At 41.6% G+C, this 26,229-nt stretch carries 21 protein-coding genes and 1 pseudogene; 12 read left to right on the forward strand and 10 right to left on the reverse strand.

The window, feature by feature from the left end; translation table 11 throughout:
• Nucleotides 1-449: 449 nt before the first annotated feature.
• The 4 genes from GNF10_RS20975 to GNF10_RS20990 all read right to left on the reverse strand — a co-directional run bounded on the left by GNF10_RS20975 (nt 450) and on the right by GNF10_RS20990 (nt 2,855).
• Complete coding sequence (locus GNF10_RS20975; RefSeq protein WP_185582758.1) at nt 450-1,193, reverse strand: TVP38/TMEM64 family protein; 744 nt, start codon at nt 1,191-1,193, stop codon at nt 450-452.
• A gap of 239 nt (nt 1,194-1,432) precedes the next feature.
• Nucleotides 1,433-2,143, reverse strand: a complete 711-nt coding sequence (locus GNF10_RS20980) for a TIGR04283 family arsenosugar biosynthesis glycosyltransferase (protein ID WP_185582760.1) — start codon at nt 2,141-2,143, stop codon at nt 1,433-1,435.
• A complete protein-coding gene (locus GNF10_RS20985) occupies nt 2,140-2,283 on the reverse strand; it encodes a CU044_2847 family protein (RefSeq protein ID WP_185582768.1) in 144 nt (47 codons plus the stop codon). The genes GNF10_RS20980 and GNF10_RS20985 overlap by 4 nt, the downstream gene beginning before the upstream one ends.
• A gap of 185 nt (nt 2,284-2,468) precedes the next feature.
• Entirely contained in the window at nt 2,469-2,855 is a 387-nt protein-coding gene (locus tag GNF10_RS20990) for a hypothetical protein (RefSeq protein WP_185607219.1), read from the reverse strand.
• 326 nt (nt 2,856-3,181) lie between these two features.
• Between GNF10_RS20990 and GNF10_RS20995 the strand changes: the two are divergent.
• Nucleotides 3,182-3,761: pseudogene (locus GNF10_RS20995) on the forward strand (Uma2 family endonuclease).
• Between the two features lie 67 nt (nt 3,762-3,828).
• Here the strand turns inward: GNF10_RS20995 and GNF10_RS21000 are convergent.
• Nucleotides 3,829-4,416 carry a DUF2808 domain-containing protein gene (locus tag GNF10_RS21000; protein ID WP_185582764.1) on the reverse strand — a complete coding sequence of 196 codons (588 nt, stop codon included), beginning with the start codon at nt 4,414-4,416 and terminating at the stop codon, nt 3,829-3,831.
• Between the two features lie 22 nt (nt 4,417-4,438).
• Entirely contained in the window at nt 4,439-4,876 is a 438-nt protein-coding gene (locus GNF10_RS21005; RefSeq protein ID WP_185582766.1) for a DoxX family protein, read from the reverse strand.
• A gap of 571 nt (nt 4,877-5,447) precedes the next feature.
• Here GNF10_RS21005 and GNF10_RS21010 point away from each other — a divergent pair.
• Nucleotides 5,448-7,622: a DEAD/DEAH box helicase gene (locus GNF10_RS21010; protein ID WP_185581197.1), complete on the forward strand. Its 2,175-nt coding sequence runs from the start codon at nt 5,448-5,450 to the stop codon at nt 7,620-7,622.
• 52 nt (nt 7,623-7,674) lie between these two features.
• Here the strand turns inward: GNF10_RS21010 and GNF10_RS21015 are convergent, their stop codons facing one another.
• A complete protein-coding gene (locus GNF10_RS21015) occupies nt 7,675-8,580 on the reverse strand; it encodes an SMP-30/gluconolactonase/LRE family protein (RefSeq protein ID WP_260446041.1) in 906 nt (301 codons plus the stop codon).
• Nucleotides 8,581-8,784: 204 nt separating this feature from the next.
• Nucleotides 8,785-9,723 carry an NAD-dependent epimerase/dehydratase family protein gene (locus GNF10_RS21020; RefSeq protein ID WP_185581198.1) on the reverse strand — a complete coding sequence of 313 codons (939 nt, stop codon included), beginning with the start codon at nt 9,721-9,723 and terminating at the stop codon, nt 8,785-8,787.
• A gap of 283 nt (nt 9,724-10,006) precedes the next feature.
• Between GNF10_RS21020 and GNF10_RS21025 the strand changes: the two genes are divergently transcribed.
• The 7 genes from GNF10_RS21025 to GNF10_RS21055 all read left to right on the forward strand — a co-directional run bounded on the left by GNF10_RS21025 (nt 10,007) and on the right by GNF10_RS21055 (nt 17,303).
• A complete protein-coding gene (locus GNF10_RS21025; protein ID WP_114082251.1) occupies nt 10,007-11,161 on the forward strand; it encodes a glycosyltransferase in 1,155 nt (384 codons plus the stop codon).
• Between the two features lie 98 nt (nt 11,162-11,259).
• Nucleotides 11,260-12,015 (forward strand): sugar transferase, encoded by a 756-nt coding sequence (locus GNF10_RS21030; protein WP_185581206.1) that lies wholly within the window; start codon nt 11,260-11,262, stop codon nt 12,013-12,015.
• Nucleotides 12,016-12,481: 466 nt separating this feature from the next.
• Nucleotides 12,482-13,561 carry a GDP-mannose 4,6-dehydratase gene (gmd, locus tag GNF10_RS21035; protein WP_185592372.1) on the forward strand — a complete coding sequence of 360 codons (1,080 nt, stop codon included), beginning with the start codon at nt 12,482-12,484 and terminating at the stop codon, nt 13,559-13,561.
• A 23-nt stretch (nt 13,562-13,584) separates the two neighbouring features.
• Nucleotides 13,585-14,529: a GDP-L-fucose synthase gene (locus tag GNF10_RS21040; RefSeq protein ID WP_185581200.1), complete on the forward strand. Its 945-nt coding sequence runs from the start codon at nt 13,585-13,587 to the stop codon at nt 14,527-14,529.
• Between the two features lie 76 nt (nt 14,530-14,605).
• The gene (locus GNF10_RS21045) at nt 14,606-15,181 is read left to right on the forward strand and encodes a 5-formyltetrahydrofolate cyclo-ligase (RefSeq protein ID WP_185581201.1); all 576 of its coding nucleotides are present in this window, start codon (nt 14,606-14,608) and stop codon (nt 15,179-15,181) included.
• 38 nt (nt 15,182-15,219) lie between these two features.
• A complete protein-coding gene (locus GNF10_RS21050; protein ID WP_185581202.1) occupies nt 15,220-16,230 on the forward strand; it encodes a catalase family protein in 1,011 nt (336 codons plus the stop codon).
• A 236-nt stretch (nt 16,231-16,466) separates the two neighbouring features.
• A complete protein-coding gene (locus GNF10_RS21055; protein WP_185581203.1) occupies nt 16,467-17,303 on the forward strand; it encodes a carbohydrate ABC transporter permease in 837 nt (278 codons plus the stop codon).
• A gap of 47 nt (nt 17,304-17,350) precedes the next feature.
• Here GNF10_RS21055 and GNF10_RS21060 read toward each other — a convergent pair whose 3' ends face one another.
• Together GNF10_RS21060 and GNF10_RS38730 are read right to left on the reverse strand one after the other, a co-directional pair.
• Nucleotides 17,351-18,004 (reverse strand): sugar transferase, encoded by a 654-nt coding sequence (locus GNF10_RS21060; RefSeq protein WP_185581204.1) that lies wholly within the window; start codon nt 18,002-18,004, stop codon nt 17,351-17,353.
• Nucleotides 18,005-18,451: 447 nt separating this feature from the next.
• On the reverse strand, nt 18,452-23,338 hold the full coding sequence (locus GNF10_RS38730) for a hypothetical protein (protein WP_311774196.1): 4,887 nt from the start codon (nt 23,336-23,338) through the stop codon (nt 18,452-18,454).
• A 720-nt stretch (nt 23,339-24,058) separates the two neighbouring features.
• Between GNF10_RS38730 and GNF10_RS21070 the strand changes: the two genes are divergently transcribed.
• The 3 genes from GNF10_RS21070 to GNF10_RS21080 form a co-directional block, all read left to right on the forward strand.
• Nucleotides 24,059-24,760 (forward strand): Crp/Fnr family transcriptional regulator, encoded by a 702-nt coding sequence (locus GNF10_RS21070; protein ID WP_185580310.1) that lies wholly within the window; start codon nt 24,059-24,061, stop codon nt 24,758-24,760.
• Nucleotides 24,761-24,773: 13 nt separating this feature from the next.
• Entirely contained in the window at nt 24,774-25,514 is a 741-nt protein-coding gene (locus GNF10_RS21075) for a DUF2232 domain-containing protein (RefSeq protein ID WP_185580309.1), read from the forward strand.
• A 56-nt stretch (nt 25,515-25,570) separates the two neighbouring features.
• Nucleotides 25,571-26,229: nicotinate-nucleotide--dimethylbenzimidazole phosphoribosyltransferase (locus tag GNF10_RS21080; protein WP_185607220.1), on the forward strand; the 659-nt coding region annotated here is incomplete at its 3' end.

The raw sequence follows: 26,229 nt of genomic DNA on the forward strand, positions 1-26,229 counted from the left end.
CTGGGGCATTGGGAATTGGGAATTGGGAAGTGGGAATTGGGAAGAAAAGAGGGATATATCTGTACTGAGTTTTGTTTAAAAATCAAATAGGAGTCCTATATCAAAGTGTGTTGTATTTTTTATTTACAACTGCAATTTGCTTGCATTGGGATTTCATTGTATCAGGACTTACGCACTCAGATCCCCCAACCCCCTTAAAAAGGGGGCTTTAGGAGTTCCCCCCTTTTTAAGGGCTACGGTGTATACACATCTTTTTGCTGGGTACAAAATGTGTATTGATCCCCCTAAATCCCCCTTAAAAAGGGGGACTTTGATAGATGTTTTTCCGGTTCCCCCCTTTTTAAGGGGGGCTAGGGGGGATCGAATTCTATGCAGCTTCATGAAAAATTGGTATAACAGCGATCGCATTTGAAAGCAGTCTAGTGCCTATATTATTAATTTCAAGTTATTTAAAGCTGAGTCTCATCATTGGTTATTTCTGCTACTGCTACACTTTTATCTAGAGCTTTCTGAGCAATTTTTGTAATATAAATAGTCACAGCAACTGTAGCAACTAAGCCAACTCCTTGCATTATCCATTCCCAAATTTGAGTTTCTGAAGTTCTTAGTTGATGAGATGTGTTAATCATGGCAAGATTCCCAGCTAAAGAACCAATATAAACGTACATTACAGTACCGGGAATGATACCAAGAGAACCTAATATATAATCTTTGAGAGAAACTTGTGTTACTCCAAAAGCATAATTCAATAAATTGAAGGGAAAGACTGGAGATAGACGAGTTAGCAAAACAATTTTCCACCCTTCTTTTGCAACTGCTAAATCAATTGCTTTAAATTTCGGATGTTTGTCCATTTGTTGGCGAACCCAATTCTGTGAGAGGTAACGTCCAATAACAAAAGCTAACGTAGCTCCAATTATGGCAGCAATTAGTACATATATTGACCCCCAAAATACTCCAAACAGACAACCACCTTTGAGGGTTAATAGGGAACCTGGTATAAATAATAATGTTGCTAAGTTGTAGATGATTATGTAGGCAATAGGGCCGAAAATGCCAAGACTCTCAACCCAAATGACTAAGGTATGTAAAAGTCCTTGAATGTTTAACTGTTTAGCGGCAATTATAAAAGTTACAACCAGGCAACTTAACAGTAGTAGCTTGAGTTTGGAATTTAATAAGTGCTTTTTCATTTTGATAAATTTGACCTTCTGAGGCTCGAATTTGACCTTCTGAGGCTGAATTTTGAAACTTATATAGAAATCAAATACTAGTCCTATACCAATTCAATTAATCATTGCAACACATTGTTGGGTCAAGACGCGATTCATCGCGTCTCTACAAATGGTCTATTTGTCGCATTCTTTTTTCCAATTGGTATTACACGTCGAATTCAATGTCACTAAGATATATTACTGACATGAGAAACAGCTTAAATTCTCTTAAATTTTTCTCGGCGATACCAGCTACGAATTCGCGCGGGTGAAACACCTAGTAAATAAGCAATAATTACTATTTGATTAAGTAGCGTAGTTTTGAATACTCCCTTTTGCAACCATCTACGGGCTGAAGTAAGAACTGGTGTAGTGATAATTACAATACGTCCGAGAGGTTTTAACCGACGCATGAGTTCAAAGTCTTCCATGATGGGCAATTCAGGAAAACCACTAATTTGCTGAAATGCTTCCTTGGTTAAAAAAATTGCTTGGTCGCCATAGGGCATTTGGCAAAAATGCGATCGCAAATTTACACCCAACTCTACCCATCTTAAACTCAAAAGTGGTGCATCAATCCGCAACTTAAATGCACCAGCCACAATCCCAGGTTGTTGTAGCGCTGTGCGAATCATCTCATCAAACCCAGTCGGTAAACGGGTATCTGCATGGAGAAATAACAAAATCTCACCACTAGCCGCTACAGCACCCGTGTTCATTTGCACAGCACGACCGGGAGATGATGAAATAACTTTGACATTTAAAGACTGAGCGATCGCTACAGTGTCATCTTTGGAGCCACCATCTACTACAATGACTTCTATATTTAGACTGTGTTGAGTAGTAGCAATGGCTTTTTTAATATTCTCCGCTTCATTAATAGCTGGAATAATAATTGAAATTTTGGCTGCATCAATACTCTCACTCATGATTGCTGAGTTTTCTTTTCCGATTGGTCAGGAAATGAACACTTTACCGTTATCTTCAGATTGCTTTCAGCCGTGCCTTTAGTAACATAAGGGTAAATAATAGTGCCATCTTCTAACTGAATAGGTGTGAGTTGAGTCATAAGATTAAATCTCGCCTAAAAGAATTGCGTCTAGGGTAGCCCAGTGGTGCTTATCTACAAAATTTTACGGAAAATGCGGTAAATTTCTTGTAGAAGCTGGAAATAATTCGGCACAACTATCATAGGGCTTTGCAGGATGAGTAGAGACGCTTTGGTGGTGGCAATTAATACGTATGACCGACCGCTTAAAGAGTCTCAACGCACCATCTGCCGATGGTGAAGCGATCGCACCAAGCAAAAACGAACCCTGTAACCACTTCCGTCAACCCTGTAACCACTTCCGTCAACCCTGTAACCACTTCCGTCAACCCTGTAACCACTCCCGTTAACCCTGTAACCGCTCCCGTTAACCCTGTAACCGCTCCCGTTAACCCTGTAACCACTCCCGTTAACTCTGTAACCACTCCCGTTAACCCTGTAACCACTCCCGTTAACCCTGTAACCGCTCCCGTTAACCCTGTAACCGCTCCCGTTAACCCTGTAACCGCTCCCGTTAACCCTGTAACCACTCCCGTCAACCCTGTAACCACTCCCGTTAACCCTGTAACCGCTCCCGTTAACCCTGTAACCACTCCCGTCAACCCTGCATCTAATCTGAAAAAATGTCATCAAAGAGCGATCGCTTGACTAGTCATAAGTTATTTCAAGCTACCGACTGAATATCTTCAAATATTATTCCAAACTTCTGCAAGCGATGTCTATCGACAAATCAACTGAACGCAAAATGGGCAGTTATAAACCTCGCCTACACAAACAAAACCCAACAATAGTCGGCAGACATAGCAGGTATGCGATACAGTGGCTATTTTGTATTAAAGCAGGTTATTTGACTTGGTTAGTAGAATTTAAGAAAAAGCCACTTTACTGGTTTAGCAATGTCATCTTCAAGATAACCCCCATGAAAGCTATCACAGTCAACTTGAACCCTATTATCCAACTCACCGATAACCAATTTTATCAACTCTGTCGGGAAAACCCAGAAGTCAAATTTGAACGGAATGCAGAGGGAAAATTACTAATTATGCCACCCAAAGGTGGAGAGACTGGAAATCGCGGATTTTGAAATCGCGGCAGATTTTGTAATTTGGAATCGCCAAACTCAACTAGGAGTTGGCTTTGATTCTTCCACCTGCTTTAAACTTCCCAATGGTGCAAACCATTCTCCTGATGTAGCTTGGATAAGAAAAGAGAGATGGAATGCACTCACGCCCGAAGAACAAGAAAAGTTTCTGCCGATCGCACCAGATTTTGTTTTAGACTTAATTTCACCAAGCGATAGTTTGCGAGAAACGCAAGCCAAAATGCAGGAATATATTGACAACGGAGTTAAGTTAGGCTGGTTAATTAATCCGAAAATGCGTCAGGTAGAAATCTATCGTATTGGTAAACCGATCGAAATACTAGCATCTCCACAAGAATTATCAGGAGAAGATATTTTACCGGGATTTATTTTAAATTTACAAATAATCTGGGGATAGATATTTGCATTTGCGATTTCTGCGGCGGGCTGCGCCTACGCAATTTTGCAACAAGTTGCTGTAATACTTATGGAAACCACCAGCTATTTCCATTGCTGTAAAACTGAAATCTTCCAAAGCCGAGAAATTGTCCGTGGGATTTTTCACCCACTGGGAACGCTGTCACACCTAGTAAGTAGACACCAGAAAAGCTGGGATTACTCACAGGGCGCAGGGCGATTGTCACTGTCTGTCCGGGAGTTACAGGCGGTTCAAAGTTCACAGTAACGGTTCGTGTGTCGCGTTCATTTGTGACTGCACCTAGTGTTAGCCGAGATTCTTTGCGTAGGCGTAGCCCGCCGTAGGCATCGCTCGTTCCGACAAAGGCGCGGGTATCATTAAGATTGTAGCGGATGTTCTCTGTTCCCTCCCTTTGTGCGATCGTTACCTTCTGAAGGGATTCTCCAGCATTTTCCGGCAGATTTATAGTGAAATAGTAAGTTCCGCCCCAAACATTCACATCTTTGTAAGTAGTCGTTGCATTTACAAGCTTCGGCGGTTGGACAAAGTAGACTGTACCATCTCTAAGCTGCACCGCCTCAGTCACCGGAAGCGTTACTCCCCCAATACCAATTGCTAACGAAAGGGTCATCCCAAATAAAGTTGCAACACGCATAATTCAAATATAAAAAACACACTCATCTCAATTTTAATTCTTTGGGAATGAGTGATTTGGGAATGATGGAAGCTTGTCTTTCCCAATCAGAAGATTTCGTGTACCACCAAGCCCAAGCAATTAAAACTGCTTGCAAGGGAAGCCTGACTACGTGTACCCAAGGTGAATTTGGTATATGTTCAATCTTAATCAGATTAACCGCCATATTAATATTGGCAGGGTAAACAGCAATAAAAAGAGCAAGAAGTCCCCAAGCAGCAGCTTGACTTACAGGCGGGACTAATAACCCAATACCACCCAAAATTTCATAAAAGCCACTCAGATAAACTAATCCTAAAGGGTAAGGTAGTTGTGGCGGCACAATTTTGGCATATTCTTCTGGAACAACAAAGTGTGTCACTCCAACCACAATGATAGATATAGCAAGAACTACACGTAAGATTTCCTTATACTTATTCATGGTTTTGCCTGATTATATACTTGTCTCTATTACTTCAGTTTGATTTATGGATGTTAATCTGTCTTGAGTCAACAGGAGGAAAATCGGCAAAACTTTTCAAAATACCATTTAATTAGCCTTTTCAAGCTAACTGATAAAATCTCTTTTTTTCTCTCTGTGTCCTCCGCGTCTCTGCGGTTCAAAAGTCTCTTATTGAACCACAGAGGCGCAGTAGTTTTGTAGGTTGGGTGCAGCGATAGCATAACCCAACATAAAATTTGGTGGTAATGTTGGGTTGCGTTTCACTCCACCCAACCTACATAAATATATCTTTTAAAAAACTCTAGGTTTCAACATAGATGAGGTTTAAATCAGAATAAATGACTTTCGAACAGAGATAAAATATTGTTTTTTAGAATTATCTCAGGCGAAAATTGACTAAATTTGTGGTAACTTGACCAGTCCAAAAACCACGTATTCTGAGGGGCCTGTGGATAAACGAACTTTTTGCGTGGGGAAATCATTGACATATTTCATCCGAATCTGATATTTAGTTGGCTTTATTACCTGTCACTAATTATTAATAAAAAAAATGAGTGATGCTTTTAGCCGACTTGCACCCTTCATCCAAGAATATATTTATCATCATCAGTGGACTGAATTACGGCCAGTCCAAATTGCCGCTTGTGAGGTTATATTTGACACCGATGCTCACTTGCTAGTTACTGCTGCAACTGCTGCGGGTAAAACAGAAGCAGCTTTTCTACCAATTTTGACTTTATTACATACCAACCCTGCTACTACCATCGGTGCATTATATATTAGTCCAATCAAAGCTTTAATTAACGATCAATTTGAGCGTCTTAACGACTTACTCAAAGAAGCAGATATTCCAGTTTGGCACTGGCACGGTGATGTTTCTCAAAGTCACAAAAACAAACTTTTAAAAAATCCTCAAGGCATTCTCCAGATTACACCAGAATCTCTAGAAAGTTTGTTAATCAACAAAAATAACGACCTCCTCCGTTTATTTGGTGATTTAAGATTTGTCATCATTGATGAAATTCACGCTTTTATGGGTTCAGAACGTGGTTGTCAAATTATTTGCCAATTACAACGTTTAGCAAAGTTAATGCAAAAACAACCGCGTCGTATTGGTTTGTCGGCGACTCTTGGTGATTACTCACTAGCTGAAGATTGGTTGCGTTCAGGAACAGATAAGTCAGTGATTACACCTCAACCTGATGGGATAAAACGCCAAATAAAACTAGCTTTAGAACATTTTTATATTACTGATGAAGTAGATGAATCCGAGGCAACAGATTATGAACAATATATTTTCAACCTCAGCAAATCTCGCAAATGTCTGATATTTGCGAATAATCGTACACGGACTGAATCTATAATTGCATCTTTGCGACAAATTGCTACAGAACAAGGACTACCAGATATATATCATGTGCATCATGGGAGTATATCTGCTAGCTTGCGGCAAGCCGCTGAAAATGCAATGCGTGAACCCAACAATCCAGCAGTTACCGCTGCCACTCTAACTTTAGAATTAGGCATAGATATTGGCCATTTAGAGCGAGTTATTCAGTTAGAATCACCCTTGTCCGTAGCTAGCTTTTTACAGCGTTTAGGACGTAGTGGCAGAAGAGGCGAAGCCGCCGATATGCGCTTTATCTGTGCTGAAGAAAAACCATTAACAGAAGCTTCTCTACCAGAGCAAATACCTTGGCAGTTGTTGCAGTCTATCGCTATCATTCAACTTTATTTAGAGGAGCAATGGATTGAACCAATTAGACCGATTAAATATCCTTTGAGTTTGCTTTATCACCAGACAATGAGCATTTTAACAGCAACAGGAGAACTTTCACCTAATGCACTAGCTAAACAAATTTTTAGTCTCCCACCCTTTGCTGCTATTTCCAAAGAAGATTTTCAATTATTACTACGCTATTTAATTGATATTGGTCATATTCAGCATACTGAACAAGGTAAATTAATCCTGGGTTTAATAGGAGAAAAGATTGTAAGAAAATTTCAGTTTTATGCTGTCTTTGCTGAACAGCAAGAATACATTGTTAAACAAGGTGCAACGCAAATTGGTAGTATCGTCACGCCCCCTGCTGTTGGTAATCAATTTGCTTTAGCTGGGAGAACTTGGGAAGTAGTAGAAGTTGACTTTAAAAAGAAGGCTATTTTTGTTAAACAAGCCGAGGGTAAAGCTAGTATTTATTGGCGTGGTAGTAGTGGCACTATTCACACCAAAGTTTTGCAACGAATGCAACAGGTTCTATTTGAAAAGATTGAGTATAGTTATTTGCAGAAAAATGCTTTACAACGTTTATATCAAGTTCGCCAATTAGTGCAGCAGGTTGGATTAGATAAACAAAATATCGTGCAATTAGAAAAAGGTAAATGCTGCATTTTTCCTTGGATGGGTACGGTTGCTTATCGCACCTTAGAAAGATTACTCAATTCCTACTGTCGAGAATCATTGGAGATTACAAGTATCGGCGGATTAAATCCCTATTATTTCACAATCAAATTAGGCAAAGATAAATTTAAATATCTTTATCCCGAAATTGCTTCATTGTGTGAGCAAAGAATTAGCTCAGAAGATTTGCTCAGTACTTCAGAAGCACCGGAAATTCAAAAATACGATCAATTTATTCCTTATCCACTTTTACGAAAAGCTTTTGCTAGTGATTCTTTAGATATGAGAGAACTCAAACAACAAGTGTCGCTGTGGAGAGAATAAATAGAGAATACCTCAAAATGCTCTGGCGATTTATAATCACCGAGTATATTTGCTATTTTTGATAAAAATCATAATTAGGTAATCCAGTAACATCAGTTTGGAGAGCAAACAAATCACCAGAGTAGAAACTCTTTTCGATCTCTGCTTGGCTGAGTCCAACTGAAGCAGTGGTAATGTAGAGTGTTTGCAAATCCTCGCCCCCAAAAGTACAGCTACTTGGCAATTGCACAGGTAGCTTTATCCTCAATATCTCTTCACCCTTGGAGTTGAAACGAATCACACACCATCCATCCCACATAGCTGACCAGATATGTCCTTCATTGTCTATTGCCAACCCATCTGGATAGAAATATTCATGAGTTAAATCAACAAAAATCCGACGATTAGTAATGCTTCCGGTTATTGAATTAAAGTCGTAAGCATATATTTTTTGCTGAGGGGAATCTGTTAAGTAAAATGTTTTTTGATCGGGACTCCACCCCAAACCATTAGAAATAGTTAATCCCGTTTCCATTAAATGCAATGAACCATCAGTGTCATAGCGATAGAGGCTAGCCTGTGGTTTTTCCAAAGAACACATTGAACCAAACCAGAAACGTCCTTGAGGGTCACATTTACCATCATTGAAACGATTATCTGGTAGATTTCCTTCAATTTCCAAAATGGGGGTAACTACACCTGTCTGGGTGTTTAGGAATGCCAAATGATGACGCAGTGCCATAATTAATCTATCTGCACCTGCTGTTGCGATCGCACCTACCACATCTCCCACATCAAAAAAGCCCTTTTCCCCCGTAGCAGGATTGAATTGATGCACCCGATGGTTGTAGATATCAACCCAGTATAGTAGTTTCCCGGTAGAGTCCCAGATGGGGCCTTCACCCAAGCGGGCACGGGCTTCTAGAACATTGTGGAGTGGATATTGCAACTCGTCCATTTTATCAATCAATAACACCATTTATAGAACCTAATTTCAGTGGCATTGAAACAATACGTTAAAAAATTTCTCCCTTACCAATAGGCAACAGGAAAAAATTTTATTCAAATTCAAGTAAAAACTGAAGACGCGATGAATTGCGTCTTCCCCAGGTAAAAGAAAAAATTCTTCCTTTTGGCTAAGTTTGAGATTCCCGACTTCGATAAAAAAGTGGGAATCTTGTTTCTAAACAGCTTGTAAAATCTCGTCATCTACAGAAAAATCTACTTCGGCTTTATCTTTTGCATTAGCCAAATAATCATTTTCCAAAGAGTCTTGCAACCCAGAAATCAAATCATATTCAGGCTGCCAGTTTAATTCTGTTTGCGCTTTATTCACCGAAGCAAAGAAATGCTGCACCCGCATCGGAAAAGCTTTGCGTTTGCCGAAATCAAACTTTTTCGGGTCATAATGGACGATTTTTACAGCATCGGGTGATTTGCCAGCCGCCACAGCACTAGCACGGGCTAAACCATCAAAAGTGACAAAGCGATCGCCAGAGATATTATAAATCTGTCCTATGGCTTGTTTATTGCCCAAAACCTGAGTCATTGCTAGTGCCAAGTCTTTTACATGACCTAGCTGGGTGATATGCAAACCATTTCCGGGGATGGGAATGGGGCGATCGCGCACAATTCTGTCAAAAAACCACCCTTCCAACTCATTATAATTACGAGGCCCGTAAATATAAGTAGGACGAATGGAAGTAAAGGGTAATCCCAATTGAGTTAGATAAGCTTCTGTTTCGTGTTTACCCTTATGGCGACTTTTGGGATCTACTAAATCTCCTTCGACATGGGGTAGTTGATCGGATTTGAGATACACTCCGGCAGAACTCATATACACAAAATGTTGCACTCGACCTTGAAAAATCTCTGCAAGTGGTTGAGTATCAGTAAGTTCCCGCCCATTATTGTCAAAAATGACATCAAAGCTTTCTTGTGATAACTTTGCTTTTAATTGGGTAGGGTCAGTGCGATCGCCTATAATTTGTCCTACTCCCTGTAAAGAAGGTGCTGCCCGATTTCCACGATTGAACAGCACCACCTCATGTCCTTGTTCCACTAGTAATTGAGTCAAATAGATACCAATGAACCGAGTACCACCCATAATTAGAATTCGCATAAACTCACCTTTTCCATATCAGTTGTCGTTACAGGAGTAGGGACTGGGGATTAGGGACTGGGGATTGGGGAGACAAGGACGAATAACCCTTGCCCCATGCCCAATGCCTCATATCCCATACCCAATGCCCAATCTGAGGTTATCATCCATCTGGAACCTCTAACGGAAAAATTGCGTCTTATGTGCTAATCTGGGGCGCTTCCCATTAATTAATCACAAGGGGAAACTTTTCAGTTAACGTCATCAAGTTAGCCTTTGTATCTTCCATTTATTCAAGTTAGCTGTGCCCTTGAAATATGCTCTGGTTCATGAGTGGCTGACACCCAAAGCCACCGGTGGTTCCGAACTCGTTGTCCGAGAAATTTTGAATCACATTGATGCTGATTTGTATGCTCTGATCGATTTTGAATCCAGCAATAAAGAAAGTTATTTATATAAACGTCAAATTGGCAAGACGTTTCTCCAAAACTTTCCATCTGCCCGCAACGGTATACAAAAATACTTGCCTTTGTGGCCTTTGGCAATTGAACAACTTGATTTGCGGCATTATGACGTAATTCTGTCTTCATCTCACGCTGTTGCCAAAGGAATCCTTACCACTCCCGAACAGATGCATATTTGCTACTGTCACAGTCCTATGCGCTATGCCTGGGACTTGACCTTTGATTATCTTCGCTACAGCAAACTGGGTAGTGGCTTACCTGGGTGGGTGACACGATATTTATTACATCGTTTGCGCCAGTGGGATGTATTGAGTGCCAATCGCGTTGATTACTTCATTGCTAACTCGCAACATACAGCTCGGCGGATTTGGCGTTGCTATCGGCGAGAAGCAACAGTCATTTACCCACCAGTGAATATCGCGGAATTTCCATTTCTGTCTGAGAAAGAGGACTTCTACCTGACAGTTTCCCGCTTAGTGAGTTACAAGCAAATATCGTTGATTGTCAAAGCTTTTAATCAACTGAAACGACCATTAGTAGTCATTGGTACAGGAGATGAAATGAACAAGATTCGCGAGATGGCAAACTCTAATATCCAAATACTGGGATGGCAACCCGATAATGTGGTAAAAAAATATATGTCTAGGGCTAAGGCCTTTGTGTATGCAGCTTGTGAAGATTTTGGGATTGCCCTAGTGGAAGCACAAGCCTGTGGTACACCAGTAATTGCCTACGGTGCAGGAGGGGCTCTCGAAACAGTGCGAGATATCCGCTCTTGTGTAGATACAGGGACAGGTATATTCTTCAAGACGCAAACAGAGGCGGCTTTAGTGGAGGCAGTAGAAAAGTTTGAAGTGTATGAGGGTTCGTTCAGTTCCGAGTATATGCGATCGCACGCCGCGCAGTTCTCACCGCAAATCTTTGCAGATCGTTATCTAAATTTTGTAAACAAGTGCAACGAAAAAGACCGTTTTAGGAATGATGGTCTTGGTTAATGTCTTATTTTTTTAGGCTTTTGGCAATTTTCCCCAGAAGCACATCATTTTGGCTTTAATATTGGGACTATGTGTGGTGTGGATTATTAAGGAGTATGATGACTGCCCAGAGCTCACTCCTCTCCGGCAAGCGAGGCGTAAGGCAAGACACCAGAACGTCTACGCGTTTCTTAAAACGCCCTCAAAAAACGAAAACACCAAAAGTTAAACCCAAAGGTTTATCTTTTCAGGGTTTAAACGGAGAGTTTGCCAAACGACTGTTCGATATAGTGTTTTCGCTGTCGGTGTTAATTTTGTTCTTGCCCGTCTACTTAATTTTGGCCCTGCTGATTGCTTTCAGCTCAGAAGGCCCAATTTTTTATGTCCAGGAACGGGTAGGAAAAAATTACAAAGCGTTTAATTGTATTAAATTCCGAACAATGGTAAGTAATGCGGACGAAATCCTCATGCAAATGATGGAAACATCGCCCGAATTGCGACAAGAATTTGAAAGCAGTTTTAAGCTGAAACAAGACCCCCGGATTACCAAAATTGGTCGATTTTTGCGAATTACTAGCTTAGACGAATTTCCCCAGTTCTGGAACGTTTTAAAAGGGGATATGAGTGTAGTCGGCCCCCGACCTTTAGTAGCAGAAGAACTACCAAAATACGGTTGTCACATTGATGAGATTTTAACAATCCGTCCAGGGATTACTGGTTTGTGGCAGGTATCTGGGCGTAATGACATTCCCTATCCTCGGCGAGTCCAAATAGACCTGCATTATGTCAAATTTAGGAATTTCTGGCTTGATTTATGGATCATCTTGAAAACTGTTGATGTAGTTATTCTACCTAAAAATAACGGAGCATACTGAGTCAATATTTAGGGGCGATTCTGTGGGGCAGTTAATGCCCCTAAAATTCTAATTCCCAATACCTATTTTATTCAGTCTTCACAAAACCAGAAATAATATGAAATTTTGACAAAAAAATAATGTACACAAAAAGAATCTTGATATATCTGGTAAAAGAAAAATATACATACTTAAAAAATTTTGGTCTATCTAAGATTTAACTTAGTTGTTAAATTACTTTTTATTAAGTATATTTATTTACGGGAAAAAGTCTCATATCAACAAGAACTCGTAGGTTTCCCGTTAGGCAATTTAGCGATTAACTGCTAGGTTGTATCATATTGGCTGTAACTTTTTAATACATACAGCGCTTCCCGCTATTATGCAATACAGTTTTTCTTCTTGCACCTCTCCTACCATAGCTTTTAGCTTTAAGGATGATGTACCTCATAGCTGCCAGAAGTGCTGTATACAGGGATAATTGAGCATGACGCAACAGAAGCGAGCGTTGATTACTGGTATTACTGGTCAAGATGGTTCATATCTAAGTGAGTTTTTACTGGAACAAGGTTATGAGGTTCATGGCATCATTCGCCGGACTTCTACTTTCAACACAGACCGCATCGATCACATTTACGAAGACCCCCACAAACAGGGAGTGCGGTTGTTTCTTCACTATGGTGACTTGACAGATGGTACGACGTTGCGACGTATTTTAGAGGAAGTCAAACCAGTAGAAATTTACAACCTCGGCGCTCAATCCCATGTCAGAGTAAGCTTTGATTCACCAGAATATACAGTGGATGCTGTAGGAATGGGGACACTGCGTCTGTTGGAAGCAATTCGAGACTATCAACACCGGACTGGAATTCAGGTGCGATTTTACCAGGCAGGTTCTTCAGAGATGTATGGTTTAGTACAAGCAATACCCCAAAGTGAGACAACGCCTTTTTATCCCCGCAGTCCTTACGCCTGTGCAAAAGTTTACGCCCACTGGCAAACTGTAAATTATCGTGAGTCTTACGATTTGTTTGCTTGTAACGGTATACTTTTTAACCACGAGTCACCGAGACGTGGTGAAACTTTTGTAACCCGCAAAATTACTAGAGCAGTTGCTGGTATAGTTGCTGGGAAGCAGAAAAAGATTTACATGGGTAATCTAGACTCTAAGCGAGATTGGGGCTACGCGAAGGATTACGTCAAAGCAATGTGGTTGATGTTACAGCAAGACCAGCCAGATGATTATGTAATTGCTACTGGTGAAACTCATTCAGTGCGAGAATTCTTGGAGCTAGCATTTAGTTACGTAAATCTCAACTGGCAAGATTATGTAGAGTTTGATGAGCGTTACCTCCGTCCATCTGAGGTAGATTTGTTGATTGGTGATGCGACGAAAGCACGCCAGCAGCTAGGCTGGAAAGCATCAGTAACCTTTGAAGAATTAGTTTCCTTAATGGTAGAAGCAGACTTACAAGCATTGGGTCACACTTCACCCAATGGAAAAGGTTCGCAATTTCCATTGGATATTGCCACTGTTCGTCAAGAACTCGGCGCTTTGCACTTCTGATTTACACCACAGAGGATAAAAATATGACCGCCTTAGAACTAAAAAATCAACGAATTCTCGTCACTGGTGGGTCGGGGTTTCTAGGTCGTCAGGTGATAGATCAACTGTGTAAAGCAGGGGCTGATCGTGAGAAGATTACAATAGTGCGATCGCGCGATTGCGATTTGCGTGTCTGGGAAAATAGCCAACGGGCAGTTGACCAGCAAGACATAATTATCCACTTAGCAGCTCATGTGGGTGGCATCGGTCTAAACCGCGAAAAACCCGCAGAGTTGTTCTACGATAACTTGATTATGGGTACGCACCTAATTCACGCTGCCTATCAAGCTGGAGTAGAAAAATTCGTATGTGTTGGCACTATCTGCGCCTATCCTAAATTTACCCCAGTGCCATTTAAAGAAGATGATCTTTGGAATGGCTACCCAGAAGAAACCAACGCTCCCTACGGAATTGCGAAAAAAGCGCTTTTAGTTCAATTGCAATCTTACCGCCAGCAGTACGGTTTTAATGGAATTTACCTACTGCCAGTGAATTTATATGGCCCAGAAGATAACTTTGACCCCGGAAGTTCCCACGTTATTCCCGCATTAATTCGCAAAGTTCACGAAGCCCAAATTCAAGGAGAAAAGCAACTGCCCGTTTGGGGTGATGGCAGTCCCACCCGCGAGTTTCTGTATTCAGAAGATGCAGCGCGGGGGATTGTTATGGGAACTCAATACTATAATGAATCGGAACCAATTAACTTGGGAACGGGTTATGAAATCTCCATTCTTGATTTAATAACTCTAATCTGTGAATTGATGGAGTTTAAGGGTGAAATTGTTTGGCAAACTGACAAGCCCAATGGTCAACCCCGTCGTTGTTTGGATACTGAACGCGCAAAGCTTGCCTTTGATTTCACTGCTCAGGTTGGCTTTGAGGAAGGGTTAAAGAATACCATTGAATGGTATCGTCAACACGCCGCATAACAATGTATTAATTAGTGAATGTGGGTGTTATAAGCTGGGCATCGCCCAGCTTATTTGTTTGAGGCTATAAATTTTCATGGACAAAGTTAATCATCAATTAAATAAAGCAAAACTACGCCGCACTCTACTCAAAACCCGTCAATCAATGTCTGTTGAAGAATGGAGAGAAAAAAGCGATCGCTTATGCTTTCATTTACAAAACTCTACTTTATTTACCCAAGCAAAAACAATACTTGCGTATTTTAGCTTTCGCCAAGAACCTGACCTCAGTCCACTATTTGCAAATACCAAATACCGTTGGGGATTTCCTCGCTGCGTTGATAAATCCTTGTGTTGGCATATTTGGACACCTGAAGATTCTATTCAAAGTGGCGCTTATGGCATTATTGAACCGCACTCTAACGCTCCAATCTTAGATGCTGCCGAAGTGGATTTAATTCTCGTTCCCAGTGTAGCTTGTGACTATCAAGGATATCGCCTGGGCTATGGCGGTGGATATTACGATCGCTTGCTCAGTTTACCGCAGTGGCAGACGAAGCCGACTATCGGAATTGTCTTTGATTTCGCCTATTTATCCCAAATACCTATTGAAGCTTGGGATAAACCACTACAAGCTATTTCTACGGAAACCGGATTGACTCGGAAAGGTTGAAGCATTCAGGATAATGAAGACACATTATCAAATGTTTTATGACTAATCCAACGTCATCTACCACTGAGCAGGAAGCAATAATCGACGAGATAATAGCAACTAGCCTCCAAGCTCAACAAAAAACAGGCCCAGACCTCCGCCAAATTCATAGCAAAAGTCATGGACTCCTTGGAGGAGAGTTTATTATTGAACCCAATCTTCCTGAAGACTTGAGAGTAGGTTTGTTCAAAAAGCCCCAAACCTATCCTGCGTGGATTCGTTTCTCTAGTGGTGGTTCGCCTGAAAAGCGTGGTAAATTCCACTCCGATAGGCAGCCGGATGTTCGCGGTATCGCCATCAAGGTGATGAATGTGGACGGACAAAAAGTGCTGGATGATGAAGAAAAAACTCAAGATTTTATCCTCAACAATTATCCTATTTTCTTGACCAAAGATGTTCGTGATTACGCCGATCTTTCGAGAGCAGGTAGTGGACAACTTAGCCCAGAGCGTATCCACGAACTTGCTTATGCCTTTGCAATCTTGCAAAAGATTGGCAGCCAAAAAGTAGGAAATCCACTTTTGATTCAATATTGGAGTATGGCTCCATTTAAGTTTGGGAATCGCATTGTCAAATTATCTGTCAAATCTCAACAGCCTGAACAACCACCCGAAAAACTTCCCGAATCAGAAAATTACCTTCGGGAAGCAATAGTCAAATATTTGACTGAAGAAGGTAAAGAAGCATCTTTTGACTTCTTTATTCAGTTTTATGTAGATGATGAAAAAACGCCAATTGAAGACCATGTTAAAGAATGGGAAGAAGCAGATTCACCGTTTGTTAAAGTTGCAACTATTCGCATTTTTAGTCAGAAATTTGACCTTGAAGAACGCAAACGCTTAGATGAGGGTATGTTGTTTTCGCCTTGGCATACACTGCTAGAGCATGAGCCTGTTGGAAGTGTCAATCTCTCTCGCAAAAGGCTTTACAGCGAACTTGCGAAGTATCGACGAGAACAAATTGCCCAACGTTTGCTGGAACCACAACCTTATGTAGCGGTTGAAGATTAACCACTATAATTTGATTTAAAACTGTAGGATGATAGGCTATTACCCTACTTGATTAGATACGATTTTTGGTGTTGCTGATTTGATGTATAAAAGTTATAGGTTTTGCAACCAGAACTATTGTAGAGGCGTAAGATTTACGTCTCTACATCTATATGGATTTAGATGCCGACTTATTGAATTTTGTTATTGTAACCTCCTAAGCACAATCAATTTAGAGTATTTAGGTTATTAATCAAATGCTGAATTGGAAAAAATCAAGATCGCAAAATCTGCTAATGTATGCGCTATTGGGAGCGATCGCACTGGTGATGCTCTTTCCTTTACTATGGCTAATTAGCACAGCCTTAAAATCGCCGACGGAAAATATCTTACAGTCGCCGCCACAGCTATTGCCTAGTCAACCGACACTAGATAACTTCTTTAGTGTGTGGAACTCTCTACCTTTTGGGCAATACCTGTATAACAGCACCTTGGTGTCAGTGCTAACGGTGGGCTTAAATCTGCTGTTTTGCGCTTTAGCTGCCTATCCCTTGGCAAGATTGTCATTTGTGGGGCGAGACTGGATTTTTGTGGCGATTGTCTCGACGATTATGATTCCCTTTCAAATCGTGATGATTCCCCTCTATATTTTGACAGTCCAGTTGGGTTTGAGAAATAGTTATTTAGGGATGATTTTTCCGAGTTTGGCTTCTGCCTTTGGTATTTTTCTGTTACGCCAAGCTTTCATGAGTGTCCCCAAAGAGATAGAAGAAGCCGCCCGAATGGATGGCAGTTCGGAGTTAGGTTTGTGGTGGCATGTGATGTTACCAGCAGTTCGCCCAGCATTAGTAACTTTAGCTATTTTCGTATTCATTGGTGCTTGGAGTGACTTTTTGTGGCCTTTAATTGTCATCCAAGACGAAAATTTATACACTCTTCCTTTGGGAGTCGCAAAGCTAGCAGGGACATTTTCTCTTGACTGGCGGTTGGTAGCTGCTGGTTCTATAATTGCGATCGCTCCAGTATTATTACTATTTTTATTTTTACAACGTTACATTGTACCCACAGAAACAGGTAGCGGTGTTAAGGGTTGAATAAGAAATGGAGATAAGGGAACACAAGAGAAAAACTAATTACTTATTCAATAAGCACCAGTTTTTTTCAATACTACCGAGATAGTTTTAATAATCAGACTCAGATCATAACTTACAGACCACTTGTGTTGATAATCTATATCCATTTTGACAATGGTTTCAAAGTCTGTAATACTCGAACGACCATTAGCCTGCCATTCACCGGTAATGCCTGGTTTGACTCGTAATCTATCCCAGTGATGTGGATCGTAATTGCTGACTTCATCAGGAGTGGGTGGACGAGTCCCAACTAAACTCATGTCCCCTACCAAAACATTCCAAAATTGGGGAAATTCATCTAAACTGGTACGCCGCAAAAATTTACCCATAGGAGTAATGCGAGGATCGTCAACGGATTTAAAGATGTGACCTTTGGCTTGATTTTTAACCAAATGCTTGACTTTATCAGCATCTACGATCATGGAGCGGAATTTCCAGATGCGAAAAGTTTTTCCGTTCAAACCACAGCGAATTTGAGAATAAAATATTGGACTTGGCTCATGAATAAAGGTAGCAATCGCCACAGGGATTGCTACCAGAAACGTGATTATTAGCCCTACAATGGCTCCAACAATGTCAATTAACCGTTTTCTTACGCTTAAAGTTGAAGGGTGTGAAGGCTGTTGCGAACAATTAACTGAATAAAGAGAAAGATTATTCACAAGGTCTAACTTATTTTATAACAGGAATTTTGGCATTAGTAGTGTAGACGTGGAGATGATTGATAGACAATTTTTACTGCTCTTGTCTTTACCACCGAGTGTTAATATACACAAAATTTAAACAATATAAAAACCTAAAACCCAAAGTTTACAGAATCTTCCAATTGAAGTCAGAGATTGTAAATTTACAGTATTTCTATCCATCAAATTAAAACAGCTATTGTTAATGTTACACATCAAAAAAATTCCCATACTTAAGTACTAGTAGGACTTTGCAAAATTCAAAATGCTTATGACATAATACTAACCCTTTGTAGAAACTACATAAAATCAGGCTTGCTCAGGCTTGAGACAATATCCCGTTGTTCTGGAGTAAGCTCAGATTTAATAGTTATAAGCATTTTGAATTTTGAATAGTATCCTTATTTCTAGGGGGATGTACTAGTCTCAATAATGAACCTCTAAGGCGAAATTCACTGTATATGGTTCCTCTAATGATTGCTGGTTACTAGCCTTGATAGCATCTAGATAGCGACGCAAATGCAACAGTTGTTGAGAATTGGGACGATAGGTGAGGCTCCCTTGTTTTTCAAAAAGTGGTGCTGTGGCGATCGCCTGATAGTCAGGATTTTCTTGTGAACTTTGGGTTAGCCAAGTTGAATCTATAACTGAAGGTATCAATCCTGAAGGGAGTTCACCTTCCAAAAAAGCTAGCAGGCGTTGCTGACAAGTGCGAGTATTGATCCCGCGACTCTCAAATAGCTGGATAACTTCACCGAAAGATAAGGGCCGATCTGGTAGCAGCCGCAGCAATTCGGTAAATAAGAAATAATCAGTGTACTGTTGTCTGGGTATATCTAATATCTGGGGATGTAAAGGCAGCATCGCCAAACCATAAGCAACCCGGCTGCAATTAGGAGCGCCATTTTCGCCGAGATATAAATCTTGAATAATCTTGGTGCTGGGGAGTTTCTGCTTTAACCAACGGTTTACTGTCCCAACACAAGCCACACCACCAGTCAGGATAGCTTGATTAATAGATTCTGTCGGGATACCACGAGCTACCAATAATTTGTTGAGTTCTCGATTCAGGCGGCGCACAAAGGGGATAAATACCTGGCTTTCTAAGTCTCGTCGCTGCAAAATCCATTGCTGATCGGCTAATTCCAGGGTAAAAGATTCTTGGTGCTGCAAAATCAGCTTCAGAGCTAGTGCCGCATCTAATACCGCCTGTCCTAGTAGAGAACTTTCTAGACGCTGCTGAAGACGAATCCGTGCGGTAATATCTGGTTCTCCGACTCTCGGTAGTTCTAATTCTTCCAAACCTAAACTCTGCCAACGCATTTGGTCTAAACCGGGAATTGAGGGTTGCCATTGCCAAGGATTACTGCTGGTAGTTTTGCGATTGCTTTGTGTTTCTGAGCGTGATTGCCGAGATTTAGGTGGTAATAGCAACTGGCAAATAATATCTTGTTCAATTCCCTTGCCAGCATAAGCAAAACTATGGAGCATGAAATCATTGTATGTCAATTGCAGTAAGCTTTCTGGGACATCAACTAGCAACATTTCTGTGGCAGTTGTCCCAATGTTGATTACCAGAGTGTTACCAACAATCGGATGTTCGCTGGTTTTTGCCGGCTGAGAACCTTGACGTTGACTTAATTTTATTTGCTCACCGTTAGCAGCATCGAGTTCTGGGAGTAAACTAGCGATCGCTTCTTCGATAAAAAAGACTTGCTGCGGATGTTGGATGAGTTTACTAGTCAGTAAAGCTTCCCGCACGTTAAAGCGGTATTGTTCCGACCAGCTAGATGGACAGGTGCAAATCACACCAGCAATATTATTGATAATCTGCGGAAAATCTTGTTCGCTGATCCCAACAGCAGCAGCCATTAAACTAGGGGTAGTACAAGTTTTTTCGGATTTGAGGGTTAATAGTAGTTTAGAGAGCGATCGCACAACCCAAATTAAAGGCCCTGCCGAAAATTCATTTAATTGTAAAACAGGTTCCCATTTTTGCCGTTCCTTCTTATAGGGAATGGCTACTTGTAAATAGGGCTTCAACTGTGCCGAGTAGAGGTTATTTGTTGTCGAATCTGCTGTTGATTTACGTGTTGTAGGAGTAACCGAGTGGTCAGGTGCTTTATCTTGAGCAACAGCCGCAGGTGCTGTCTGCTCATTGACTTCTATATTTACACTTTCACCCTGGGGTATAGAAGCTGTAGGAAGATAAACCTCTGTTGGCAAACGAAATGATTCCTGGAAGGAACTTGTTCCCGGCGGATTTTCTGCTGACCAGTAGATAGGATGTACAACAAAAGTCGAGCGATTTAATAATGCGGCAGAAATTCCGGTTGTACCTAAATCAATTCCTAAATACCAAACTGGTTCTAGAACATTAGGCGAAACTTCTAGATTGTTGATGGAGTTGGAAATTGAAGATAAAAAACTGTCTTGAATAGGAGTTGTGATTTCCTTGTTTTCTTCAGTTTCTACCTGGGGAACTGTCAAACTTGATAAATTCGCAGTTGAGGTATTTTCTGTTTGCGGCTCAGGGTAAGTTGTAAGGATTGTATCTTGAGTTTTATCAATTAGTTCCGAGACAATATCTAAATTGGTAACTGGCTGCGAATCAGAATTTAGCTGCTGATCAAAATTAGCCAAATCTCGATCTAATTGCTGCAACTGTTCTTCATCTAAAGAAATATCAGGTACAACTGGAGTCTGGTTTAACTCAACAGAAAGCAAGTTTTCTTCTGGTGAAGCAGCAATGTAGTTATCTAAAAAAGGGTCTGGCGGAGCATTGTTGCTCAATATTTCCGGTGCAGCAATACCTTCCGTTGACTGTTCTATGAGAGGCTGTGCGTAGCTTGCTTCCCCGTAGGGGTATGCCAAAGCAATTTCTGCTGCTTTCGGAGTAACTGGTGCTGTACTTGTGCCATCATCCATAAAGGATGATACTTCCAGCAATTCCTGCTCACTACCTGCACCAGTCAATAGATCAGTTAGGGTATTAATTGTATCAACACTAGCTGGCTGAGTATCGAGTTGCGTGGGGGAACTGTCTGTTTGTGGTGTAGAAAAGCTCAGAGGCGAATCTAGCTCACTATCCTCTGCAAAAAAACTAGCTGGCTGAGTGTCTAGTTGCGTGGGGGAACTATCTGTTTGTGGTGTAGAAAAACTCAGAGGCAAATCTAGCTCACTATCCTCTGCAAAAAAACTAGCTGGCTGAGTGTCGAGTTGCGTGGGGGAACTGTCTGTTTGTGGTGTAGAAAAACTCAGAGGCAAATCTAGCTCAGTATCCTCTGCAAAAAAACTAGCTGGCTGAGTATCAAGTTGCGTGGGGGAACTGTCTGTTTGTGGTGTAGAAAAGCTCAGAGGCGAATCTAGCTCACTATCCTCTGCAAAAAAACTAGCTGGCTGAGTGTCTAGTTGCGTGGGGGAACTATCTGTTTGTGGTGTAGAAAAACTCAGAGGCAAATCTAGCTCACTATCCTCTGCAAAAAAACTAGCTGGCTGAGTGTCGAGTTGCGTGGGGGAACTGTCTGTTTGTGGTGTAGAAAAACTCAGAGGCAAATCTAGCTCAGTATCCTCTGCAAAAAAACTAGCTGGCTGAGTATCAAGTTGCGTGGGGGAACTGTCTGTTTGTGGTGTAGAAAAGCTCAGAGGCGAATCTAGCTCACTATCCTCTGCAAAAAAACTAGCTGGCTGAGTGTCTAGTTGCGTGGGGGAACTATCTGTTTGTGGTGTAGAAAAACTCAGAGGCAAATCTAGCTCACTATCCTCTGCAAAAAAACTAGCTGGCTGAGTGTCGAGTTGCGTGGGGGAACTGTCTGTTTGTGGTGTAGAAAAACTCAGAGGCAAATCTAGCTCAGTATCCTCTGCAAAAAAACTAGCTGGCTGAGTATCAAGTTGCGTGGGGGAACTGTCTGTTTGTGGTGTAGAAAAGCTCAGAGGCGAATCTAGCTCACTATCCTCTGCAAAAAATAGTTCTTCCTGTGGCTCTGATAATAAATCTGTGGCTTCTAATAAAGTCTCTTGATCTGAAATACTAATATCTGGTGTCACAACCGCAGAATCAACGTTTTGAGGGACAGATGGACTCTCAGCGATTGTTAACGTTGATTGGGAGGCTGTGGAAGCAGATAAGTCATTTGTCAATACATCAAGATTTGGGTTATCAACATCAGCAGTACCAAATAAACTGGCGTAAAGTTGGTCTACTTCATCACCAACTAACGCAGAAATATCTTGCGATAATTCGGTCAGGTTTTCGGAAGATTCAGACGAGTCTATACCAAGCTGCAACAGCACTGCATCTAGATCCTCTGTGAGGATAGTATCCTGTTGCTCAGAATTTATTGTGAGTGGAGATGAAGTTTCTGGCAGGATTGCCTCTAGGGGTTGAGATGCAGCTTCAGCAGCGATCGTGTCTGGGTCAGGCAATGATGGTGATATACCAGATTCTACCCTCAGCAAAGATGGCGGGGAAATAGGGGATTGTTGCTGTAAATGCTGAGTCAAATTGTTGAGAAAGCTGGCCATCAACTGTTCGCCTTGCATTCCCTTGCTATGCATTCTTGCCAGTGCTTGCGACAGTGATTCGTAATAAGTATTAATATTGCGCTGTAGTGCTTCAAAGACTACATTCACAGTCCCATCTAGTGATAATAGGCGTTGATCCAACTCTCTGGCTAGCTGGGTTAACTGCTCTACACGGTCTACTGATTCTAATAAAGGTTGAGTTACAGAGGTGGCGTGATTAGTTGCTTCTGGAGAAATGGCGGAATTTTCACCCGATTGTGCTAACAGTGGCGTTACAGTTGGCACCAGCCGATTCATGAGTACCTGTAAAAACTCGGTAATCATTTGATCTTGGTTTGTCAACTGTTGCGCTAAGGAGTAGTTTTGCAATCGCCTTTGCTCTAGTTGCCTAATCTCTTGCATGAGAGTGGCTCGCTCTTGCAATAGCCCTTCTAATTCCGATCGCAATGGCTGGATCAAGCTCGAAAATTCACTTTTTAATTGTCCGGCTGCAACAGAACTCTGTTCCTGATTGGATTCGAGCGGCGGTAGGGGATACTGGTTATAACCTCGCTCAATAAATTTTGTTAATAAAGGCGAACGCGGTTCTTCGGAAGAATTATTTGGGATATCGCTCTCTAATGCTTCTTTTTCTTGGAGCCTCACCAAGAAGTTGCGAATTCGTTCTAAAACTTCTTTAGGTTCCTGCCCCTGACCAGGCAGAAATCTAGACAAGCGCTTGCCACCACTGGCAAGTAAGTTGTCAATGTCTGCGATCAGCTTTTGAATTTCATCTGCACTGGAAGTCACTTTTGTTACCTTACCTAAAAACGTATGTCAACTAATATGACAATTAATTTACAGTCACCGTACCCCTGCAAAGAAGTAACCTCCCATCTGAGAAGTTTTGAGTGGCAAAAGCTTCTACTTGGACTTGTGACTGTCATTATGTTATGGATTACTGGGAGTCGTGGCAATCTTCAGTCAGCGTTTGTTTAAGAAGCTTTGTTTTGTCACTAATTAGTTGCCCATTTTTGAAAATGGACATAGGGAAACAAACTCTTTTTCTGGTATAATTGTACATCTTGATATCAATGCCGTAAGCGAAAATCAAGCTCATAGCTACACGTCGCAAAAGAAAGATTTATTTGAGTCTTGAGAATCATGACTCCCGCCCTTGGAGGGAATGCAAGACAATAGGACTATGATGTTCTCTTGGCTATTCGTGATTAATTGAGAAGCCCTGACCACACCGCCTAGCGGTTGGTGTGTGGTAGTTCATCATAATCAAGTTTGCAGTGCAGCTAGCCCTTGAGCAATATAACTGTCGGCTATAAACTACTTTTTGCAAAACTTTTACCCCGTTTAAACTTATAGGTAAAGATTATTTTAGAAAAAGGTTCTTGTCGTATTCTTATGTAGCATAGTTTAGTTTTCTCTTTTAATAGGGAGCTGTGCTTTGATGACTAAGGCTAGAAATGGCGCTCTTGTTTGTTGTGTGTACATAGCAGCTTCAATAAAAATGTCGTAATGGAAGACCGATATAGCTTGCAAGCACAGGCTAATCCCTGGATGATCACCTCCGCTCCCTTTTTTCAAGGGTTGCCAGAACCTGCTGTGGAATCAGCCCTTATCCATCTTGTTACCCGCACTCACCCAGCCAATCAGGTAATTCTGCTAGAAAATGACTGGGGTGGTTCTGTGTATTTTATTATGGACGGATGGGTCAAAATCCGCACCTACAATCTGGAAGGAAAAGAGGTAACGCTAAATATTCTTGGTAAAGGGGAATTATTTGGTGAAATGGCGGCGTTAGATGAAGTTCCTCGCTCCACAGATGTGATTACCTTAGCCCCAACAGTAATTGGCAGTATGCCTGCTCAGGATTTTGTCAAGTTACTTCAGGTAGAACCCTTGGCTGGAGTTCGATTAGCGCAATTAATGGCACGACGTTTGCGGCAAGTCAATCGCCGATTGCGTTTGCGGGAATCTGATAGCCAGTCACGAGTAGCAGATACATTGCTATTTTTGGCAGAAGGACAGGGAAAAAAAGGGCAAACAGGAACCGAAATCCCCAATTTACCTCATCGAGAATTGAGTAGTTTGAGCGGACTGGCACGGGAAACTGTGACACGAGTATTGACAAGGCTAGAAAAAAAAGGCTTGATTAAACGGGATCAAGACACTATTTGTATTCCCGATTTGTCAGCCTTGGAAAGAATGATAGTTTAAGAACTTGTCAAATATGAGTATTTTAGATTCTCTGCCAGATGAACCGGAGGAAGAACCATCAACTGAATCTTCAACTCCCCACAATCATTGGTTAGACAAAGAACAACAGTTAATGCCTCCTCAACTCAAGGCTGATGCGCCGTTGAGAATGGTCGAAACGGCATTTTTAGCCAGTACTGCTAGCTTAATTTGGTTTATTAATTTCTATTTTCCCTTGGGCCCAATTTTACGGATATTTTTTCCGGTTCCCATCGCTCTAGTTTATCTGCGTTGGGGCAAGCGTGCGGCATGGATGGCAGCACTCACCTCTGGGTTACTGCTGACTGTACTGATGGGACCAGCCCGTAGTTTGCTGTTTGTCATGCCCTACGGGTTTATGGGCGTGCTTTTGGGAGCGACATGGTATCGTCGTCGTGTTCCCTGGATTGTTTCTATCACCTTGGGTACGCTGTTGGGTACTTTGGGGGTCTTTTTTAGACTGTGGTTGCTGTCTGTTTTGTCGGGTGAAGACCTGTGGATTTATGTGATTACCCAAGTGACTGAGTTCATTGAATGGGTATTTTTGAAGCTGAGTTTATTGGCGAGTCCCAGCGTGTTTTTGATTCAAGTGGGAGCGATCGCTCTAATTTTACTCAACAACTTTATCTACCTTTTTGTGGTACACCTCGCAGCATGGTTTCTTTTTGACCGCCTAGGCAATCCCATTCCCCGTCCACCACGCTGGGTACAAGTCCTCATGGATTATGAGGGATAGTTATTAGTCATTTGTCATTTGTCCTTGGTTAAATAGTTAGTCCTAACTAATTCCCAATGCCCAATTCCCAAATTCGTATTTATACCCAAAAAGAACAAGGTGAAGAATGGCTACGACGATATCGTGGTGGTCTGCCCGTATTTGGATGTGTTTTAGGATTTACTGAAACTGGTTTAATTCCAGGGATTTCAGCAGCCGGTCGTACTCCAGAGGATCGAAAATATACCGCTTGTGCCGATGCCGAGTTTTTGTACTACGGCCCAGAGCATAAGCCCCAACATCCCCTACCACCATTAGCGGCTGGGGCTTCACCCGTGCTGATTTCTCGCGCTGTCTTTGAGTCATTAAAGATACCAGTTCATTTGTTTAATGCTGGTTTACCCTACCCTCCGGCTGTGCCATTAATTGATTTGGGTGGCGCTTCTGCTAAGTGTTTAAGTGGAGGTGCTGCTATGGAAATTACAACGGTACACCACTTGTTTAAACAAGGGCTACTTTGGGGAGAACGCCTTGCTGCCAATATGCAAGAGAGCTATGTGATTTTTGGTGAGTGCGTCGTCGGAGGTACTACAACTGCCCTGGCAATCTTAACTGCTTTGGGTATAGATGCTGCCGGAAAAGTTAACAGTAGCCACCCTATTTGTAACCACGGGCAAAAGTGGGCACTAGTGCAAGCAGGGCTAGAGAAAGCAGGGAGCAGGGAGCAGGGGAGGCA

The sequence above is a fragment of the Nostoc sp. UCD121 genome (genome assembly GCF_014222285.1).
Taxonomy (GTDB): Bacteria; Cyanobacteriota; Cyanobacteriia; order Cyanobacteriales; family Nostocaceae; genus Nostoc.

Excerpts from the sequence above, each read along its gene's own strand:
- GNF10_RS20975 (WP_185582758.1), bottom strand. The coding sequence starts at position 1,193 with ATGAAAAAGCACTTATTAAATTCCAAACTCAAGCTACTACTGTTAAGT.
- GNF10_RS20980 (WP_185582760.1), bottom strand. The coding sequence starts at position 2,143 with ATGAGTGAGAGTATTGATGCAGCCAAAATTTCAATTATTATTCCAGCT.
- GNF10_RS20985 (WP_185582768.1), bottom strand. The coding sequence starts at position 2,283 with ATGACTCAACTCACACCTATTCAGTTAGAAGATGGCACTATTATTTAC.
- GNF10_RS21000 (WP_185582764.1), bottom strand. The coding sequence starts at position 4,416 with ATGCGTGTTGCAACTTTATTTGGGATGACCCTTTCGTTAGCAATTGGT.
- GNF10_RS21005 (WP_185582766.1), bottom strand. The coding sequence starts at position 4,876 with ATGAATAAGTATAAGGAAATCTTACGTGTAGTTCTTGCTATATCTATC.
- GNF10_RS21010 (WP_185581197.1), top strand. The coding sequence starts at position 5,448 with ATGAGTGATGCTTTTAGCCGACTTGCACCCTTCATCCAAGAATATATT.
- GNF10_RS21015 (WP_260446041.1), bottom strand. The coding sequence starts at position 8,580 with ATGGTGTTATTGATTGATAAAATGGACGAGTTGCAATATCCACTCCAC.
- GNF10_RS21020 (WP_185581198.1), bottom strand. The coding sequence starts at position 9,723 with ATGCGAATTCTAATTATGGGTGGTACTCGGTTCATTGGTATCTATTTG.
- GNF10_RS21030 (WP_185581206.1), top strand. The coding sequence starts at position 11,260 with ATGACTGCCCAGAGCTCACTCCTCTCCGGCAAGCGAGGCGTAAGGCAA.
- gmd (WP_185592372.1), top strand. The coding sequence starts at position 12,482 with ATGACGCAACAGAAGCGAGCGTTGATTACTGGTATTACTGGTCAAGAT.
- GNF10_RS21040 (WP_185581200.1), top strand. The coding sequence starts at position 13,585 with ATGACCGCCTTAGAACTAAAAAATCAACGAATTCTCGTCACTGGTGGG.
- GNF10_RS21045 (WP_185581201.1), top strand. The coding sequence starts at position 14,606 with ATGGACAAAGTTAATCATCAATTAAATAAAGCAAAACTACGCCGCACT.
- GNF10_RS21050 (WP_185581202.1), top strand. The coding sequence starts at position 15,220 with ATGACTAATCCAACGTCATCTACCACTGAGCAGGAAGCAATAATCGAC.
- GNF10_RS21055 (WP_185581203.1), top strand. The coding sequence starts at position 16,467 with ATGCTGAATTGGAAAAAATCAAGATCGCAAAATCTGCTAATGTATGCG.
- GNF10_RS21070 (WP_185580310.1), top strand. The coding sequence starts at position 24,059 with ATGGAAGACCGATATAGCTTGCAAGCACAGGCTAATCCCTGGATGATC.
- GNF10_RS21075 (WP_185580309.1), top strand. The coding sequence starts at position 24,774 with ATGAGTATTTTAGATTCTCTGCCAGATGAACCGGAGGAAGAACCATCA.